Raw genomic sequence first — 18683 nt, forward strand, 5'->3', positions numbered from 1 at the left:
GCACAGCCTTGCCGACGTGGAACTGGCCACCGCCGAATGGGTGGCCTGGTTCAACACCACCCGCCTGCACTCGGCCATCGGACACCTCCCGCCCGAGGAGTTCGAGGCGATCTACTACGCTCAACACACTCCAACGAAGTCCTAGCAATCAACCGCTGAGGTCTCCATCAAACCCGGGGCGGTTCATGGCGCCGTCGTCGCAGAGCACCTACCTGCACGCGAGGGCACAGACCCACAACAGGTTGCTCTGTCACGAGACGGCGAAGTCATCGGCGTCTGACAAGTTGGTCCGGGCGACTGTCGCGGGTTGTCGGGGTGGCGGGCTCAAGCTGATCAGGGCTTCTTGATCGTGTCGTTGGACTTCCACCCTCGGTACACGGTCGTGAAATCGGATTCGTAGATGCCCGCGTTGCCCACGGGGACGCACCAGGTGAGCCGGAAGTTCTTCGGCCGGTCTTGGGAGTCGATGGTGAGCTTGTAGGTGATGTAGGAGGTCGGACTCACCTCGGCCACGTCCCCGCCCAACCAGGCGCCGAGAAGATCTCGCAGGCGCCCGCTCGTCTTCTCGATGGCGAGGACCCCGGAATAGGCACGGCCCTTTCGTTTCATCCGTGTCGAGTTCGCCACCACTTCCCGGATGGTGGAAGGGCTCGCCGTGCCCGCGATCATCAGGGCGTACCAAGCAGAGTGCGCTGGTTGCATGCCGGACAGGTCTTCGCCGTTCGAACCTGGCCTGCCCGGATACACGGTTGAACTCGCGAGAACGACATAGCGGCCCCCGGGCTCCACGCCTTCGTCGTACGGGTTGACCCTGAAGTCGAGATCGTCGTGGCTCTGGCGGCTCACCAGGCGACCGGTTGCCAGGCCCCCGCTGTTGCTCTGGGTGAAACCGCCCTCGAAGGAGAAGTTCGCAGCCGGTGTGGCCGCAAACGCGAGATCCAGCGCGGCGGCGAGGTCCGCCGATGTCTGCGGTGGTGGGGCTGAACTCGGCGGAGCGGTCCCGTGCTGGTCGGTACCCGTCGTCGCAGGGGCGCTCAGCGATGTCGCGGTGGAAACGCCAGACGATCGCGCTTGGGAACCAGTGCCCTGTGGGAGGACCTTGAGAGCGATCGCCGCGCCCACGCCCGTGCCGAGCACGATCGCGAGGATGAGGACCGACAAGCCCGTGCGGCGGCGGGTGCCGCGCGGCGCCAGGGCCGAGGGGGTCGGCCAGGCCGGATCCGCAGCAGGCATGATCCAGGTTCGATCGAGCCGGGCGGTGAGGTCGTCGATGGCCGTGCGTCCCTCGATGGCCTGTTCGCCGTGGTGTCCACGCCAGGTTTCGACGATGGTCGTCAGGATTTCCTGCACCGACGGACGGAACGAAGGCTTCTTGGCCAGGGCCTTGTCGATCAGGGCCCGGAGAGGGGCGGGGACCGAGGATGTGTCGACGGGCTCGGTCATCGCCCTCATCGCCAGGACCTCTGGTCGGCCGATTCCGTAGGGCGGTTTGCCCGATGCGGCGTAGACGGCGATAAGAGCCCAGCCGTAGACGTCGGCGGCGGCGTCGACCGGGGTATCGCCGTACTCTTCCGGGCTGACCCAGCCGGGCGACCCGACCAAGGCCCCGGTCCTGGTCATCGCAGTTCCGTCGAGCACTCGGGCGATGCCGAAGTCCACAAGCTTGGGGCCGCTGGGGGAGAGAATCACGTTCGAGGGTTTGAGGTCGCGGTGGACCACGCCTACCGCGTGGACGGCGACGAGTGCTTCGGCCAGCCCGGCCATGAGGCCGAACCACTCATTGCGCTGGAGCGCTCCCTGTGATCGGACTCTGTTTTCCAGCGTCGGCCCAGGGACGTACTCTGCCGCCAGCCATGGGGCCACCGCATCCGGGTCGCAGCCGAGAATCCGCGCGGTGCACATGCCGTTCACCCGCTGAAGAACCGAGATCTCGCGGGCGAATCTCGCCCGGAACTCAGGGTCGGCGGCAAATGAAGCATGGACCAGCTTGACGGCGGTCCTGGTGCCGTTCGGGTCGAGGCCGGCGAAGACCACACCCATGCCACCTGCTCCGAGTCGGCCCACGACGCGGTACGGTCCGATCTGGTGCGGATCCTGAGCGCTCAGCGGGAGCAGAGCCGCAGGAGGATGCGCTTGATGGGTCACCGGTCTCCGTTCGAGGGTAGGGAGGCGGTTGATGCCGGTCGCCGGGTGGGGAACGTTCTTGCCTCATGATTGTCGCGCAGGAGAAGGTTCAGGTGCTTGGCGAGCAGTATGTGACCGTGCCGAGGCTGAATCGCCTGGATGATGTGATTAAGTACGAGTTCTTGCTCTGATAGTCAATCGACTGATACGTCATTTGTCACCGATGTTGCACATGACCTGAAGCAAAGTTGCATCTTGGGACCGTTGTCACCACGGACGAGTTCCCTTCTCGGACGTGGAACGAGGCTGGCTCCATCGTGCAGTCCCTGCAAGCGCAACTCGACGCGAGTGAGGCCGCCGACGGTCGCCTCGGTCCGGTGGTTGCCCTACTGTCCGCTGACGTACTCGGCGCGATGTAGCACGACGTTAGGGAGGTACAGCTATGCGATCGAGTCGGCGCGGGAAGCGTTGCGGCGGCTGGATCCGGATCTGGTGACCGCGCCGCGGGTGCGGTGGATCTTCGCGCATCGCCTGTGCGGGGTGAGCTTGGCCGGTATCGCCCGGAAAGTTGAACGAGCGTGGGGTGCCGTGCCCGTCTCGTGGCGACAGGAAGCGCAATGCCCATCGGTCGGGGGCGGGGTGGACGTTGCCCACGGTCGCGTCCATTTTGGAGAATCCACGTCACACCGTGTGGCAGGTGTGGAACTGGCGGGCCGGAGGCGGGTGATTCGTCGGGCGGATGCTGTGAAGAACCTCTATGTGCGTGAGGATCATCTGGTTGAGGTTCTTGCCCGACACTTCATTGGTGATCTTCGAGCGGGCTCCCGTAGCGATCCGTGCCAATTGGCGGGACTCGCGCGGTTGGATGGCTTGGCCGTGCTGTGCGGTAGATCGACCCGCACCGTGATCAACGCGCAGGCGAACGAGTCCGCCTAGGCTGATGGTGTTCAGGGCGAGTTGTTCCCATCTGCCCACGGGGAAAATCTGGGTCCGAGGCGCACATGCCCCAACGCTATCCCCAGCGTCATTCACCACATCCGCCTTGTCCGATCTCCTAGGGACTCACGGGCCTGGTCGGTACTGGAATGTCGCGGAAGAGCGTCCGCATGCGGGAGCCGGGTATGGCCGCTGGGCCACGGCCCAAGTTCGACATGGAGAGTCTCGGATGTCGTCATGACGGTCTGTGGGGCCGTGTCGTGTGCCGGATTGCGGCATGGTTATGTGTTCTGTCGCGAGAATTCGCCGTCGGCCATGGTGTGGGGGCGGTCGGCGGGCCGCCATCGTTTTATTCCATTATTGTCGCCGATCTCCAGGAGTGACGACATTTGATTGACGCTTAGGGTGGCCGTCGCGGTCTAGGGGGCGCATGCGGGGCGCAGGGGGCGGTAACTCGTGGTTCGTTCTTTGGAAATGTATACGCAATCTGATTGAGCTGCCCGATCGATGGACTCCCAGCTCAGATGCGATGTCACCTCGCGTGCTGCATGTGAAGCTCAGCGGCCGTAGTGAGGCGAAGGATGTGGTCATGGCGCCTTTTGTTTGCGCGGCGAACTGAAAGTTCGCATTTTCAAAGCAAGTGTGATCTATGTCACATATCTGCTTTGGCATCCCTTGGGAGGTGCTGTCGCTGCTGCGGTGAGTAATTGACGCTTTACGTGCCTCAACTGTATTTGCAGGTAATCCTCGATGTTCTGCCGGGGGGCCAGCCGGGTAGGGGCGTAATAATCGCCTTCGACTAGCTGGGCGTTACATGATCTTTTGTGGACCGATCTAACGGAAGATTTACATTACCAGTTCGGATTCCTACCCTCGGGGCGTCGCAGTGACCGAGATCACCCGGGGTTACTTATGAGTTCTCCGCTGTTACGTTCGGTCCGAACCTCGCGCAATACCAACAGAAAACGGTGGCGCCACCCGCTCCGCCGGCTCCTGATCATCACCATGGCCGTCACGCTCACGGCCTCCCTCGCTCCCGCCTCACCCGCCCTCGCCGACACCCAGGCCACCGCCACCGGCAGCGCGCTGCTGACCAAGATCGGCACCTGGCTGACCACGCCGCTGACCTGGCTACGCGAGACCTTAGAGCCCGAGCCCGAGGGCGGTACGCGTCCTGCCGAGGGCATGGCCCCGCTTCCCGGACGCGCCGACCCGCCGCCCACCCCTCGCAAAGCGGCCAAGCCCGGCAAACGCGTCAAAGAGCTGACCGGTGAGCGCACCGCGCACAACAAGCTGTTCGAGCTCGAAGACGGCCGCCGCCAGGCCGAGGTGTCGGCGGTACCGGCGCACTACCTTGACGCCAAGGGCGTGTGGCGCGACATCGACCGGCGTGTCCGGCCCATCGCCGAGCAGGGGTTCGTGCTCGGCAACGACGCCACCGGATTCACTTCCCGCTTCGGTGACACAACGGGCAAGCTCGCCCAGATCGCCTTAGGCGACCGCCGGGTGACCATCGCCCTGCCCGGCGAGGTTAAGCAGGTCACGCCCAAGGCCGAAGGCTCCAAGGTCACCTACCCGGGCGTGTGGGACGGGGCCGACCTGGTCTACGTGGTCACGCCGGAGGGCCTGAAAGAGCTGATCGTGCTGTCCAAGCCGCCGACCGCCCCGCTGAGCTTCACCGTCAACAGCGAGGGCCTGAAGCCGGTACGGGACGCCGACGGTTCCATCGCCTTCACCGCTGATGACGGGACGGCGGTGTTCACCGTACCGAAGCCGTTCATGGCCGACTCGGCCAAGGACCCCGCCTCGCCGTACGGCCTGCGCCACACCGACGCCGTCAAGCAGGACCTCGTCGAGAAAGACGGCCAGACCACGATCACCATCACCCCCGACTCCGGCTGGCTGGCCGCGCCCGACCGTAAATGGCCGGTCCTGATCGACCCGACCTTCCGCCTGTCGCCGGAGCGGTTCGACACCTACGTCGACTCAGCCAAGAAGACCACCAACTTCGATGCCGCCTGGCAACTGCCGGTCGGCAAGACCGCGACCGGGATCAACCGGGCGCTGATGCGTTTCAACATCCCCTCAGAGATCCCGATCGGCTCGCGGGTCGACGAGGCCCGCCTGGAGACGTACTTCGACCAAGCGCTCGGCGAGGCCGGCCCGGTGACCGTGGAGGCCCGGGAGATCACCTCCGAATGGGACTCCTACGACGTCACCTGGAATACCCAGCCGACCTACTCGCCCACCGTCGCCGCCACCGTCACCCGCCAGCCCGGCGAGGTGTCCCGCTGGCATGCCTTCAACGTGACCTCGGTGGTGAACGGCTGGCTGTCCTCGGCGGAGGCGCCGATGCACGGCATCGCGCTGAAGGCCGCCGACGAGAGCGCCGCCGGAAAGGTCGGTGGGCCGGTGTACGAGTCGAGCGAGGACCTGTACGGCGGCGACGGCATGATCGGCGACACCGCCAGCCACCCCAAACTGATCATCACCTGGGGCAAGCCGTCCGTGACACTGAGCCCCGGGCCGGTCGCCACCGCGCTCGGCTCGGACCTGACCTGGACGCCGTACGCCGACCTGACCCCCGGCGACGCGTCCGATGACCTGGTGGAATACCGGCTGTACCGGTACTGCCCGTCCGGCTGCCAGAATGGCAACGGCCAGTCCACCAGCGACGACGGCCTTGTCACCACGTTGTCGCCGGATGTCACCGTCTACACCGACACCAGCAGCGGCGGCGACCCGTACGCCGTCTACGACCCCGCCTACACCCACGAGGCCACCTACCGGATCGAGGCGGTGCTGGCCAACGGCGAGGTCGTACCGTCCCAGGAACTGCGGGTGATCCTGCCGCGGCCCGGTGAGATCACTACCGTGGTCGCGGGCTCGGCCGACACCACGCTGGCGTCCGGCGAGCCGTCGGCGGCCCACGATGGCAAGCGCCTCCAGGTCGGCAACACCGCCACGGCGCAGGGCAACACCCGAGCGGTGGTGAAGTTCGAGGACTTCGCCGCCAAGGTCCCCGAGGGCGCGCAGATCACCGACGCGTCCCTGTCACTGTGGAGCGCGAACGCCACCGGCTCCGGCGTACGGCTCGACGCGCACCGCCTGACCAAGGGCTTCGACGAGTCCGCGACCTGGGCCACCCCGTGGACCACGCCGGGTGGTGATGTGGCCGCCCCGGCCCTGGGGTCGGCCTCCGGCCTGACCGCCGCCCCCGGCTGGCGTCGCCTGACCGTCACCGACGCGGCCAAGGCATGGATCACCGACCCGTCCGGCAACCACGGACTCCTGGTCAAGGTCGCCAACGAAGCCGGTACAGCCAAGCAGTCGATCTCGTTCCTGTCCACCGAGGCCGACGAACCGCTGCTGCGCCCGCGGCTGCGGGTGACGTACCGGGACACCTCGGATGGAGCAAGCACCTTCTACGCTCCCGGCACCCCCGACCGGCTGGACACCGCTGCACAGACACAGATCCCGGTCGTGGTGACCAACACAACCGACCACGTGTGGCCGGCCGCCTCCACCGAGCTGAGCTACCACTGGACCCAGCCGGACGGCACCGACGTCTCCACTCCCGCCAACCAGATCAAGACCCGGCTGCCCGAAGACCTCGCTCCTGGTCAGAGCACGGTGGTCGCCGCCGCGGTGACCGCGCCGGAGCTGACCGGTGAGGGTACCAACCACGCCGAGGCCGCCACTCTGAGCTGGGATGTGTGGGACGGCACCGGCTGGAAGTCCGGCTCCCACCGCCTGCCGCGCCTGCCGCAGCGGGTACGGCTGGAGGCCCCGACCAGCGATCAGCTCGGGTCGGAGAAGTTCTACACCTACTCCGGCAAGAACACAGGCGCGGGCGGAACCGCCCTGGTCAACGCCTATTCCGGGAACCTGGTGTGGGGCTATAACGCGTTCTCCAACCCCTCGCGTGGGCCGCAGACCTTCGCGCGGATGACCTACAACAGCCTGGACACCAGTTCCTCATCGGCCGGGTACGGCTGGTCGCTCCAGACATCGTCGCTGCAGCGGCTCGGTTCGCCGCTGACTTTCCACCCCACCTGGAGCAACTGGCCACAGCAGCTCCGGCTGACTGACGGCGACGGCACCACCCACACCTGGAAGCTGGACACCCACGGACGTCCGAGCAGCCAGTGCAACCCGTCGATCTGCGACTACACCCATCCGAAGGGCGTCCACCTCTACCTCCAGCGGGTGGCCAGGCCGGACGACCCGACGCGGATCTCGCGGGATCCGCTGCGGCAGTGGGTGTTCACCAAGCCGGACCGCACGCAGTTCTTCTTCGACGAGGACGGCTACCAGTCGGCGATCGTCGACAAGAACGGCAACACCATGACGTTCACCTACGAGCGTCGCACCAAGTGCTGGAACAAGGTCACCAAGTTCCTCCAGCACATCACCGACGCCACCGGGCGCCGCACACTCACGATCGACTACTACAAGCGTGGACAGGACTACACCTACATCGACGGCGCAGGTCGCGAGGTCTCGGCGCGCCGGCTGTCGAACTCCCACATCATCGACAACATCAAGTCGATCACCGACATCGCCGGACGGAAGGTCACCTTCACCTACACGCTGAAGGGCGAACTGGCCCGCACGGTCGACGGGGCCGGAGACGCCCAGGCCAAGACCTTCGGGTTCGACTACGACTCGGGCTGGGGGATCGGCAACACCAAGCTGACCGGCGTCACCGACCCGCGCGGCAACACCACGAGGTTCACCTACCACCGCACCCACTCGCTGTTCTGGTGCAAGCTGCGGGTCGCCTCGATCGTGGACCGGCTGGGCGGGGTGACCGGCTTCGACTACGACACCGGCCCATTCACCCGCGCGGTGCGCACCACGGTCACCGATCCGCTGCGGCATTCGACCCGGTACGTGCTGGACGCGTACGGCCGGGCGACATCGATTACCAACGCCAAGAACGAGACCACGGCGGCGGAATGGGACGACGACCACAACACCATCAAGCTCACCGAAGCCAACGGTGCCCTCACCACTTGGACCTATGACACCAAGACCGGCTTCCCGCTCACCCTTCGTGATGCGGAGGCCAACGCCAACGGCACCGCCCCGACCACGCTGGTCTACCAGACCGGCCTGAACGGCTACGTGGCCGACCTGGTCGAAAAGACCTCGCCGGAGGGGCGCAAGTGGGCCTTCGGCTACGACCCGCGAGGCAACCTGAAGACGGTCACCGACCCCCTCGGCGTCGCTTCCCCTGCTACGGGTGACTACACGACGTCGTACGAGTACGACGGCCACGGCCAGTTGCTGCGGTCGGTGGACGCCAACGGCAACCCCGCCTCCTACGGTGACTACCACGCCACCGGCTACCCGGCGAAGATCACCGACGCGTACGGCAACGTCACCACCACCGGCTACGACGTACGCGGCAACGTGCTGTCGGTCACCGACGCGCTGGGCAAGAAGACCACCCAGACCTACGACGTCTTCAAGCGCCCACTGGAAAACCGCGTCCCGAAGGACCAGGCCGCAGGCAAGTACATCACCACCCCGGCGCCCGAGTACGACCGCAACGACAACATCACCACGATGACCGCTCCCAATGGCGCGGTGTCCACTGCGGTCTACGACAAGGCCGACCAGCTCCTCGAATCCCTGTTACCCAAGGACACGCCGGACGGCCCTGAGCGCAAGGCCAGCATGACGTACGACCTGGCCGGCAACCTGATCACCCAGACCGAGCCGAAGGGCAACCTGACCGCCGCGCCTGGTGACTTCACCACGACCTACGTCTACGACCCGATCTATCAGCTCACCGATGTACTGAACGCCGAGCGTCACAAGATCACCTACGCCTACGACAACGTCGGCAACGTGACCAAGGTGGTGGACCCACGCAAGAACGCCACCCCCGACCCGGCCGACCACACTGTCACCACCACCTACGACCGCAACCACCAGGTGAAGACGGTCAAGGACGCCGCTGGCCACCAGACCGCCACCACCTACGACCGCGATGGCCTGGTCACCGCCACCACCGACCAGGAGGGCAACACCACCCACACCGTCTATGACCGGCGTGGGGCGGTGATCGAGACCAAGGTCCCGCACTCCTCCACGGACGGGGTGGTCAAGTACACCGTCACCCGCTTCGAGTACGACCAGGTCGGTAACAAGACCAAGACCATCACCCCACGCGGCGTCGAGACCACCGACGACCCGGGCGACTTCGTCAATGAGACCAAGTACGACAAGCTCAACCGGCCGATCGAGGAGATCCACCCCTTCGACCGCGACGACGCCCGCTATAACACGCCCGACTCCGTCCGCTACGTCTACGACGCGGTGTCGCGGCTGAAGGAGATCTCCCACCCGCCGTCCCATGGCCAGACGGTCCGCAACGTCTCCACGATGACCTACTGGGACAACGGCTGGACCAAGACCAGCGCCGATCCGTGGGACATCCAGACCAGTTACGACTACAACGAACTGGGGCTGCAGACCAACCGCACCGTCACCTCGGCGGGAGGCTCCTCCCAGCGTGCCCAGGACTGGTCGTACTACCCCGACGGCAAGACCAGGACCCACTCCGACAACGGCGTCCCGCTCGACATCGACGCCGTCCTGGCCGACAACTCCGACACCACCACCAAGACGACCGGCACCTGGACCCGTCTAGCCGGTCCGCCGACCAAGTCGGCCGACTTGGGCTACGACCACGCCGTCGCCTCCGCCGGGACGGGCAAGTCATCCCTCACCTGGAACCTGACCCCGCCGGAGACCGGCACCTACAAGGTCCAGGTCCGCTACCCCGCCGGCGCCACCGCCACCAACGCTCGATACCTGGTCAAACACGCGAGCGGCACGGTGGACGTGACGCATGACCAGACCAAGAAGCCCGGCACCTGGGTCACCCTCGGCGAGTACGAGTTCACCAAGGACACCCCGTACTCGGTCACCCTCACCGACAAGGCCAACGGAACCGTGGCGGCCGACGCCGTCCAGCTCGTCCGCGACACCAACGCGGCCGACGGTGAGAAGAAGGACTTCACCTACTCCTACGACCCCAACGCAAACCTGATCGGCATCCTCGACCGGACCAGCACCGCCAAAATCGACGACTGGGACATCGCCTACACCGGACTGAACCAGATCCAGCGCATCGTCGAAAAGCTCGACGGCACGGTCAAGAACACCACTACTTACGCCTACAACGAGAACGGCGCGGTCACCCGCCGCACCCATGACAAGACCATCGCCGACTACGGCTACGACGTCCGCGACCTGGTCAACTCCATTACCAACCGCAAGTCCGCGACCGACACCGATCCTAAGGTCACCCGCTACACCTACACCCCGCGCGCCGAACGCCTGGCCGAAACCAAGGGCAACGGCAACACCGTCACCTACGACTACTTCTTAGACGGCCTGCTCCGCCACAGCTTGGAAAAGAAGCCGAACGGCACGGTCGTGGCCGAGCACACCATCGGCTACCAGGGCAACCTGCACCGCGCCCGTGACGAGGCCAAGATCCAGAACGCCGACGACCCCGGCAAATATCTGGAACACACTTACACCTACACCTACGACCCCCGCGACCGCATCGCCAAGACCGTCAAAACCCCGGCCAGCGGCACGGCGACCACCGAGACGTACTTCCACGACGCCAACAGCAACGTCTACGAGGAGAACGTCAAGGGCAAGGAAACCACCTTCGCCTACGACCGCAACCGCCTGATCTCCACCACCACCGGCGGCGCTACGGCGAATCACAACTACGACCCCTACGGCCGCCTGCGGTCCATCACGGGCGGCGGGACAACGCTTGAGAAGTACGTCTACGACGGCTTCGACCACGTCAAACGCCACGAAAAGCTCGGCGAGGGCAACGAGACCACCGTCACCACCTACAGCTACGACCCGCTCGACCGCACCACGTCCAAGACCGAGAAGGAAGGCACCGACCGCGCCAAGACGACCACCTACTCCTACCTCGGCCTTTCAGAAGAGGTTCTGGACGAAGAGGTCGCCGGCAAACTCACCAAGTCCTTCCAATACGGCCCCTGGGGCGAACGCCTCTCCCAGGTCAAGTCGAAAGACGACGGCGGCGAGGAATCCTCCTACTACGGCCACAACCCGCACAGCGACGTCGAAACCCTGACCAAGGAGAACGGCGACACTCGCGCCACCTACGGCTACACGGCCTACGGCAAGAACGACGACAAACTGTTCACCGGCGTCGACAAGCCCGACCCAGCGGACCCCACCGCCAAAGAGGAGTACAACCCCTACCGCTTCAACAGCAAGCGCTGGGACAACTCCACCGGCATGTACGACATGGGGTTCCGCGACTACAACCCCAACCTCAACCGCTTCCTCACCCTCGACGCCTACAACGGCGCCCTGGACGACCTCGGTCTCGGCCTCAATCCCTGGACCGCCAACCGCTACGCCTTCACCGGCGGAAACCCCATCAGCGGGATCGAGCTCGACGGCCACGTCCCCGACGACTGCCTCTATGGTTACTGCTCCAAGGAGGTGGAGAAGGACGGGCCGCTCAACAAAGCCCCCAAGGCCACTCCGTCCAAGCCCGACGGAAATCTGGTCGCCCCGCCGGTTGCGCCTTTGAAGCCGGCCACGACGCCGAAGAGGGCACCAACGCAGACCGCGCCCAAGGGCTTCTGGGGAGGGCTCCTGGGTGCGCTGAGCCTGGTGCTCATGCTGTGCGGCGACTCCGCGCATACCGACTGCTCCGGCGAACCTGAGCGCGAGCCCAAGACTGCACCGAGCCCCAGCAGCTCGAACAGCACGGGCACCAGCCAGAGGAACAACAACAAGGAACGGGTAGCGCCGGACACGAACATGCTGATCGATGCCTACGAACGAAACCTGGAGGCCGCGGTTGACGCCGCCATCGGAGATCGTAATGTGGTCATTCTAGGCCCCGTCCGGGACGAGTTCCTGACCATCAAGGATCCGCAGGAGCGCGCTGCGGCCGAGGCGTGGCTGGAAGCCTTCATGGCCAAGCACAACGGCGTCAATGGCGGTGGCGCGACGACGTCAGCGGTAAAGTCCCTCCAGGCCGAGAATGAGTACGAGAGGGGTTTGTGGCGGAGCATTTTACCTCCGATCCTCAAAAAGAAGGACGCGCGCGTCCTCGCCGCGGCAATGGCCCACAACCGAATAAAGATCCTTACGAGTGACGCGAAGTTCGCGAACTGGATGACCTGGATCGGTTATCCGCACGAGCATTCTGAGTTCACCAGGCCCTAGCCGGAGACGAGCAGGGCGAGACGAAGGCAGGCCACGAGAATCATGCCGGCATTCAACAGGTTGACGCTCTCCGAGCCGTTCACCTGCCCGAACTGCCACCAGCACTACGGGCAGATCATCCAGTTCACGTACGGATACGCCCGCCAGATCGACTACGAGATCGGTGACACCATCGTCTGGGAGCTCGGCCCGCCTGACGACGAAGGTGTTCCGGAGGCCGGACGGGTGTATGTGGAGGCCATCCTCGAGGGGATGTGCTCCCACTGCGGCCGTTTGTTGCCGTGGCCCCGCTCGGCCTTCGAGATCGAGTTGAGAAAGGATGTGATCGTCGCCGCTCGCCCGGGAATCCACCACGTGACGCACGCGAGAGAGGACCGCTGGGTCGTGGCAGAGCCGTGATGTGAGCACATCGCGGTGATACCTCGAGGGCCGGGCGCACGCCCGGCCCTCCACATGTGGTCGGCGGGTAGCACCAGCTCGAACGAGAGGCGTACAAGGAGGAGGGGGTGCCCAGCAGATTCCGGACAGTCGGCTACATAAGCTGACAGAGGTCTGGAAGGGGTGGGTACGTGACGAGGCGTCGCAGGCAGTTCTCACCCGAGTTCAAACAAGAAGCCATCCGCATGGTGCTGGAGGGCGATCGGACGGTCGTGTCGGTGGCACGCGAGTTCGACATCAACGCCGGCACCCTGGGCAACTGGGTGATCCGGCATCGCAGAGCCGGCAGGCGAGACGATCCGCAGCCGCCCTCGGGGCCGGAGCGGGCGCGGATCCGGGAGCTGGAGCGGGAGCGGGAGAACGCCGAGCTGCGGGAGAAGCTGGCGTTCTTGAAAAAGGCAGCGCTGTTCGACGGAGGAGGTGCCGAGGCGGTGCAGCCACCATAGTGCGCCCGCGTAGAACAGGACCACGATCACCAGCACCGCCTGGCCGAACGGAGCCACGTACGTCCGCTGCACGACCGCGATCATGGTGAAGACGCCGAGGATGCCGAGGATCCATCGCACGGTGGTGCGGTGTTCGGCGCGGGCCGCCTCGATCTCCCTGCGGTCGCGTACGTCTCGGGCGACCAGTTCGGCCAGGCCGGCGAGTACCGCGCTCGCGCCGCGGCCACGGCGGCGGGGGACCAGGATGAGCGCGGCGGCGATCCGGTCGCCCACGGGGTCGTCGAGTTCGTCGGCGAACAGGCATAGCGCCTGCTCGGTGGGCATGCGGGCGGCCGAAGGAAGCGCAAGCTGGAGAGCGGAGGTTGCTGCCGCTTTCGATGTGGATCTGCACCGACAGCGCACCCGGCGAGGGCGACACCTCGGATCGTTCGCGTGGAGCTGTCGCGGTGTGCGGGCGGCATCGGCAGGCGGTGGGGCGTGAGTTGGCGCGGCAACGGAGTAGATCGCGCGTCTAAAAACGTCCGGGGGGGGCTTCTTGCCCCCCGGACGCCGCAAATCAGGAGAGGTCTCATTAATGCTCACCAACACGCTAAGCCACTATATTAATCTGTTGCACCAGACTTGGATTCAGGAAGCTTTTGCATGGATCGTGATCATTTCCGACAAAAAGCCGATGGAGCACCATGAGGTTGCGACACTTCTTTCAGGTGGCGCGCCCCCTGAGATATGGGATGACACGCCGAGAATGATACTCGAGAATACAAGCAGTATAGGCAACTTCGTTGCAGTGAGGTCGGGATCTCGCATAAGCCTCATTGAGCCAGGAACTACAAGCGCGAATTCCAAGGAGATTCTTGAATGGCTAAGCGTCGACCGTCGAGTCTGGTCGATCTCGTGGCATATCAAGGGAGGGGAGAGTCTGAAGTGCATGCAGAACGGTGAGATCCTTTTCGGGTTGGGTGAATACTTTGATACAGACTATCCTTTCGGTACAGATATCGCTGCAGCACAGCATGAGCTGCACACTATAGGCCATGCCAGCCTTCCCAATAGGAAGGCTGCTGCACTAGCAGTCATGGAGTCGCTCGGCGGGTTCCGACTGACCCGGGAATGGCTAGATACACCGCAGCCTGTAATCATGGTTGACCAGCCTATACCTCCTAACACCAAGCCACCAAGCGCCTTCGCATCGGTCGAGCCCGAACTCGCAGGACATCTTGAACGTGTATCGTCCGCCACCCGACGATCGTTTTTCTTTCGATTGATCGAACAATTAATCGATATACATGATCTTCGGATTCCGCAAATAATGAGCATTTTTGATCATATTCGCAACAACACTCATCCCAGTCACTACGAATGGCACGAACTTGTAACTGAAGTGATACAACTTTCACAAAACCGTTGGTATGGTGATCCCGCAGATGCCTCGGCTGAGTGGCTGCGCTGGCAGGCCGCAATCGCTATTCAGCACGCCTTGCGCTCCCTCGACGGCGGCGGGCGAAACGTCGAGTCGCTGCTGTCTGTCCGCAACGCTCTACATAACGAGTGGGAAGGTCTCCGCGAGGAGGTCCTGACGCTGCCCACCTAAAGGTTGTTCGTGTACTGGTGGCTTGCCGTGTCGAGTGCCCTTTTCGCCGGTCGAGTCGCTGGAACGACATCCCCCAGACAGAAGTAGGGGAGACAGTGAACCTTTTTCATCCTTGGGCAGCTTCGTAGTTTTGGAGTACTGCGATGGCCTTGCACAGGTGGCCGGCCTTGCTGGGGCTGCATCGGAGCTTGCGGAGGATGGCTCAGCTTTTGAGCTGGGCGTTGGCGCGTTCTCCCGGACCGCGTAGCCGGGCATGTGCCCGGTTGGCCTGCTTCTGCGACTCCGGTTTGTCCTTGCCCTGGTACGGTGTGACCACCACGCCGCCTGCGCCTTGGTAGCCCTTGTCCGCCAGGACGGCGATGCCCGCCTGTTCGAGCGCGCGCAGGATGCCCCGGATCCGGGCGGCGGAAAGGTCGTGCGTGCTGCCCGGCAGGGCGCCGGAGGTCCACAGGATCGTCCCATCCGGTGAGGCGATCACCTGCACGTTCATGCCGTGCACCCGGTGCTTGCCGGAGTAGTAGGGCCGGTCGGCCTTGATCCGGTCGGTGCGGATCAGCGTGCCGTCCAGGACCAGGTAGTGCAGCCCGTCGCTGCGGGCCTTGCTCAGTGCCCGGCCGAGCTTGGGCGAGCGGGCCGCCAGCAGCCTCACCGTTTCCTCCACATGCCGCCACGCGGTTGTCGCCGACACGCCGAATCCCGCGCCGTCCGTGTGGAAGGTCTCGCCTTTGCGCAGGTAGACCAGGACGAGGAGGGCTTGTCTGCCGGGATTGAGCCGCCGCCAGGGCGAGCGGATCGCCTTGCGGTGCCGCCGGATGATCCCGGCCACGTAGTTGAGGGTCTGGGAGGACATCGACGGCGGCACGATAGAGCAGCATCCAAGGCCCCTGGTTCGGCGGACGTGATTGTGGTGATCAACCCGTCTACCAGGGGCTTCTCTATGCCATCAGGTCAACGCCGCACCCGCGATCGACCTGTGATCGGCATGCCTCACTTCGAGGATGAAAAAGGTTCAGTGAGCTGTTCTCTGTAAGCACCCATCGCCCTGCGTAGCACGCGGTCGCGGACGGCAGGCCGCATCCCGGTGATCAACAAGCGTAAAGCCCCTGATAGAAGTGGTCTTGACTAGAGATCAACTTCATAAATCAGAGGCTTCACGTGCCCACCAGTGTCACATACTCAGCCATCCTCGACGTACGCCGGGAGACCGTGCTGTTCCTGTCCGCCCTACTGCACACCGAACGCCACCGCCGCAGCACCCGGCCTGCACCAAACCCTCACCACCGACCGGCAGGCCGGCCTGACACACCTCAACCTCGACGGCATCGTCATCGCCACCGACCGCGTCGCCGCCCCCGGCCCCAACGGCGCCGGCCTGTGGTGGCAGGGCAAGCACAAGCACCACGGCGGCAACATCCAGGTCATCTCCGCCCCGGACGGATGGCCGCTGTGGGTCTCCAGGGTGCGCCCCGGCCGCGAACACGACATGACCAGCGCCCGCCGCCATGGCGTCGTCACCGCCCTCGCCGGTACCACCACGAAGCAGCGATGGAACGGGAAGGACGAGTGGATCTGGTCCGACCGGCCCGTCCATGACGCGATCATCAGCGTCGAGGAGTACCAGCGGGTGCAGGAGATCCTGGCCAAGCGCGCGCACGGCAGCTACAGCCAGCGCCCGCATCCGACCCGCCGCCCGTACGCGTTCCGTGGGGTGTTGTTCTGTGGGTATTGCGAGCGGCGGATGCAGGGCAACTGGAACAACGATCAGGCCTACTACCGGTGCCGTTTCCCGGCGCAGTATGCGCGGGTCAATGATCTCGGCCATCCGAAGGTGGTGTATCTGCGGGAGGCGGAGATCTTGGATGAGGTGGACGGCTGGCTGGGGACCGCGTTCGGGCCGAGCGAGCTGGAGCGCACGATCGCGGTGATGGCCGAGCAGACTGTCGATCCCAAAGAGGCCGTGCTGCACACCGTCCGGAAGCGGCTGGCGGAGTGCGACCGCAAACTCGGCCGCTATCGGGCCGCGCTCGACGCCGGAGGAGATCCGGCGGAGATCTCCTCGTGGATCAATGTGACGAAGAGCGAACGCGCCCGGCTGGAAGGCGAACTCAAAGCGGCCCCCGCCGCGCAGCGGATCACCAGCGAAGAGATCAGGGCGATGATGGAAGAGGTCGGCGGTCTCGTGCGGCTGATCGCGGACGCCGATCCGGACGACAAGGCCGAGCTCTACACCAAGCTGGGGTTGAGGCTGATCTACTACCCGGAAAAGAAGTATGTGGAGGCTCGGGTTGAACCGGAACCCCCACATGTGCAAGCGGTGTGTGTCCGAGGGGGGACTTGAACCCCCATGCCCGTTACCGGGCACTAGCACCTCAAGCTAGCGCGTCTGCCTATTCCGCCACCCGGACAAGGGTGCCTGGTGGGGGCGTCCCCACTGCGGCGGAATCAGGTTAGCAAACTCTGGGGGCTGCGTCATACCGCTGATGGGGGGTGGGCGGGCGGGGGGTGTGTCGGAGGTGGGGGGTGGGCGGGCAGGATGGGGGCGCAGGGATGTGTCGGAGGTGGAGGAGCAGGGATGACGGGATTCGATGGTGAGGATGACGTCGTCGAGCTGTGCCGGGATCTGATTCGGATCGACTCGACGAACGCGGGGGACAACGCGGGGCCCGGGGAGAGGGTCGCGGCGGAGTACGTGGCGGAGAAGCTCTCGGAAGTGGGGGTGGAGTCGCGGATTTTGGAGAGTGACACGCGGCGGGCCAGTGTGGTGGCGCGGATCGAGGGGACCGATCCGGGGCGGGACGCGTTGTTGCTGCACGGGCATCTGGACGTCGTGCCGTTCAATGCGGACGACTGGACGCATCATCCGATGAGCGGGGAGATCGCGGACGGGTGTGTCTGGGGTCGTGGGGCCGTGGACATGAAGGACATGGACGCGATGATCCTGGCGGTCGTGCGGCGGCGGTTGCGGGAGGGGCGCAGGCCGCCGCGGGACGTGGTGCTGGCGTTCACCGCCGATGAGGAGGCCGGCGGGAGGTACGGGGCGCAGTGGCTGGCGCAGGAGCACGCGGAGGTGTTCGAGGGCTGTACCGAGGCGATCGGCGAGGTCGGCGGGTTCAGCGTCAGTCTCGGGCAGGACAAGCGGCTCTACCTGATCGAGGCCGCGGAGAAGGGCATCGCCTGGATGCGGCTGACCGCGCGCGGGCGGGCCGGGCACGGTTCGATGCTCAACGCGGAGAACGCGGTGACGGAGCTGGCCGAGGCGATGGCCAGGCTCGGGCGGTACGAGTGGCCGGTACGGCTGACGCCCACCGTACGCGCGTTCCTTGAGGAGACATCGGCCGCGCTGGAGATCGAGTTCGATCCGGAGCGGCCTGAGGCCACGGTCGCCAAGCTCGGCCCGCTGGCCCGGATGATCGGGGCGGTGCTGCGCAACACCACCAACCCCACGATGCTGGAGAGCGGCTACAAGGCCAACGTGATCCCGCAGACCGCCACCGGGCACGTGGACGGGCGGTTCCTGCCGGGATATGAAGAGGAGTTCTTCGCGACCGTTGACGAACTGCTCGGGCCCAACGTGACCAGGGAGTTCGTGTACCACGACATCGCGGTGGAAACCGGCTTCGACGGGCCGCTGGTGCGGGCGATGGCCGAGGCGCTGGAGGCGGAGGACCCCGGGGCGCGGGCCGTGCCGTACACGCTGTCGGGCGGGACCGACCTGAAGGCGTTCAGCCGGCTGGGGATCCGCGGGTTCGGGTTCGCGCCGCTGAAGCTGCCCGCGGACCTGGACTTCTCTGGGATGTTCCATGGGGTGGACGAGCGGGTGCCGGTGGATTCGCTCAGGTTCGGGGTGCGGGTGCTTGACCGCTTCCTGGATCACTCGTGAGCGTTTTCCC

10 protein-coding genes, 1 tRNA gene and 2 pseudogenes are annotated in these 18683 nt (G+C 65.2%); 9 read left to right on the forward strand and 4 right to left on the reverse strand.

The genetic code is table 11. From position 1 onward, the window contains the following. Positions 1-145 (forward strand): integrase core domain-containing protein (locus ACH34R_RS38410; protein WP_397566648.1); only part of this gene is annotated, 145 nt, incomplete at its 5' end. A gap of 188 nt (positions 146-333) precedes the next feature. Here the strand turns inward: ACH34R_RS38410 and ACH34R_RS38415 are convergent. Both ACH34R_RS38415 and ACH34R_RS38420 read right to left on the reverse strand, forming a co-directional pair. Further along, positions 334-2145 (reverse strand): serine/threonine protein kinase, encoded by a 1812-nt coding sequence (locus tag ACH34R_RS38415; RefSeq protein ID WP_397566519.1) that lies wholly within the window; start codon positions 2143-2145, stop codon positions 334-336. A gap of 660 nt (positions 2146-2805) precedes the next feature. Beyond that, positions 2806-3099: a hypothetical protein gene (locus ACH34R_RS38420; protein WP_397566520.1), complete on the reverse strand. Its 294-nt coding sequence runs from the start codon at positions 3097-3099 to the stop codon at positions 2806-2808. Positions 3100-4065: 966 nt separating this feature from the next. Here ACH34R_RS38420 and ACH34R_RS38425 point away from each other — a divergent pair. The 5 genes from ACH34R_RS38425 (at position 4066) to ACH34R_RS38445 (ending at position 14793) form a co-directional block, all read left to right on the forward strand. Further along, positions 4066-12318 (forward strand): DNRLRE domain-containing protein, encoded by an 8253-nt coding sequence (locus ACH34R_RS38425; protein WP_397566521.1) that lies wholly within the window; start codon positions 4066-4068, stop codon positions 12316-12318. Between the two features lie 42 nt (positions 12319-12360). Next, on the forward strand, positions 12361-12717 hold the full coding sequence (locus tag ACH34R_RS38430) for a hypothetical protein (protein ID WP_397566522.1): 357 nt from the start codon (positions 12361-12363) through the stop codon (positions 12715-12717). 224 nt (positions 12718-12941) lie between these two features. Next, positions 12942-13202, forward strand: a complete 261-nt coding sequence (locus tag ACH34R_RS38435; protein ID WP_397566649.1) for a transposase — start codon at positions 12942-12944, stop codon at positions 13200-13202. A 129-nt stretch (positions 13203-13331) separates the two neighbouring features. Further along, positions 13332-13508, forward strand: coding sequence for a hypothetical protein (locus tag ACH34R_RS38440; protein WP_397566523.1), 177 nt, complete (start codon positions 13332-13334; stop codon positions 13506-13508). 268 nt (positions 13509-13776) lie between these two features. Next, a complete protein-coding gene (locus tag ACH34R_RS38445) occupies positions 13777-14793 on the forward strand; it encodes a hypothetical protein (protein WP_397566524.1) in 1017 nt (338 codons plus the stop codon). A gap of 106 nt (positions 14794-14899) precedes the next feature. Here the strand turns inward: ACH34R_RS38445 and ACH34R_RS38450 are convergent. Further along, positions 14900-15668 (reverse strand): annotated as a pseudogene (locus ACH34R_RS38450) (transposase family protein). A 377-nt stretch (positions 15669-16045) separates the two neighbouring features. Here ACH34R_RS38450 and ACH34R_RS38455 point away from each other — a divergent pair. Beyond that, positions 16046-16363: pseudogene (locus ACH34R_RS38455) on the forward strand (transposase family protein); the annotation flags it as partial. 138 nt (positions 16364-16501) lie between these two features. After that, a complete protein-coding gene (locus ACH34R_RS38460; RefSeq protein ID WP_397566650.1) occupies positions 16502-17131 on the forward strand; it encodes a zinc ribbon domain-containing protein in 630 nt (209 codons plus the stop codon). On the opposite strand, the gene ACH34R_RS38465 is transcribed toward ACH34R_RS38460, so the two are convergent. Beyond that, a tRNA-Leu gene (locus ACH34R_RS38465) sits at positions 17113-17198 on the reverse strand. The two genes, ACH34R_RS38460 and ACH34R_RS38465, sit on opposite strands and share 19 nt — an antisense overlap. Before the next feature lie 167 nt (positions 17199-17365). On the opposite strand from ACH34R_RS38465, the gene ACH34R_RS38470 reads away from it, so the two are divergent. Beyond that, positions 17366-18673, forward strand: a complete 1308-nt coding sequence (locus tag ACH34R_RS38470) for a M20/M25/M40 family metallo-hydrolase (protein WP_397566525.1) — start codon at positions 17366-17368, stop codon at positions 18671-18673. Positions 18674-18683: the final 10 nt, after the last annotated feature.

The sequence above is a fragment of the Spongiactinospora sp. 9N601 genome, from assembly GCF_044326295.1.
In the GTDB taxonomy this organism is placed as follows: Bacteria; Actinomycetota; Actinomycetes; order Streptosporangiales; family Streptosporangiaceae; genus Spongiactinospora; species Spongiactinospora gelatinilytica.

Excerpts from the sequence above, each read along its gene's own strand:
- ACH34R_RS38430 (WP_397566522.1), top strand. The coding sequence starts at position 12,361 with ATGCCGGCATTCAACAGGTTGACGCTCTCCGAGCCGTTCACCTGCCCG.
- ACH34R_RS38435 (WP_397566649.1), top strand. The coding sequence starts at position 12,942 with ATGGTGCTGGAGGGCGATCGGACGGTCGTGTCGGTGGCACGCGAGTTC.
- ACH34R_RS38425 (WP_397566521.1), top strand. The coding sequence starts at position 4,066 with ATGGCCGTCACGCTCACGGCCTCCCTCGCTCCCGCCTCACCCGCCCTC.
- ACH34R_RS38445 (WP_397566524.1), top strand. The coding sequence starts at position 13,777 with ATGCTCACCAACACGCTAAGCCACTATATTAATCTGTTGCACCAGACT.
- ACH34R_RS38470 (WP_397566525.1), top strand. The coding sequence starts at position 17,366 with ATGACGGGATTCGATGGTGAGGATGACGTCGTCGAGCTGTGCCGGGAT.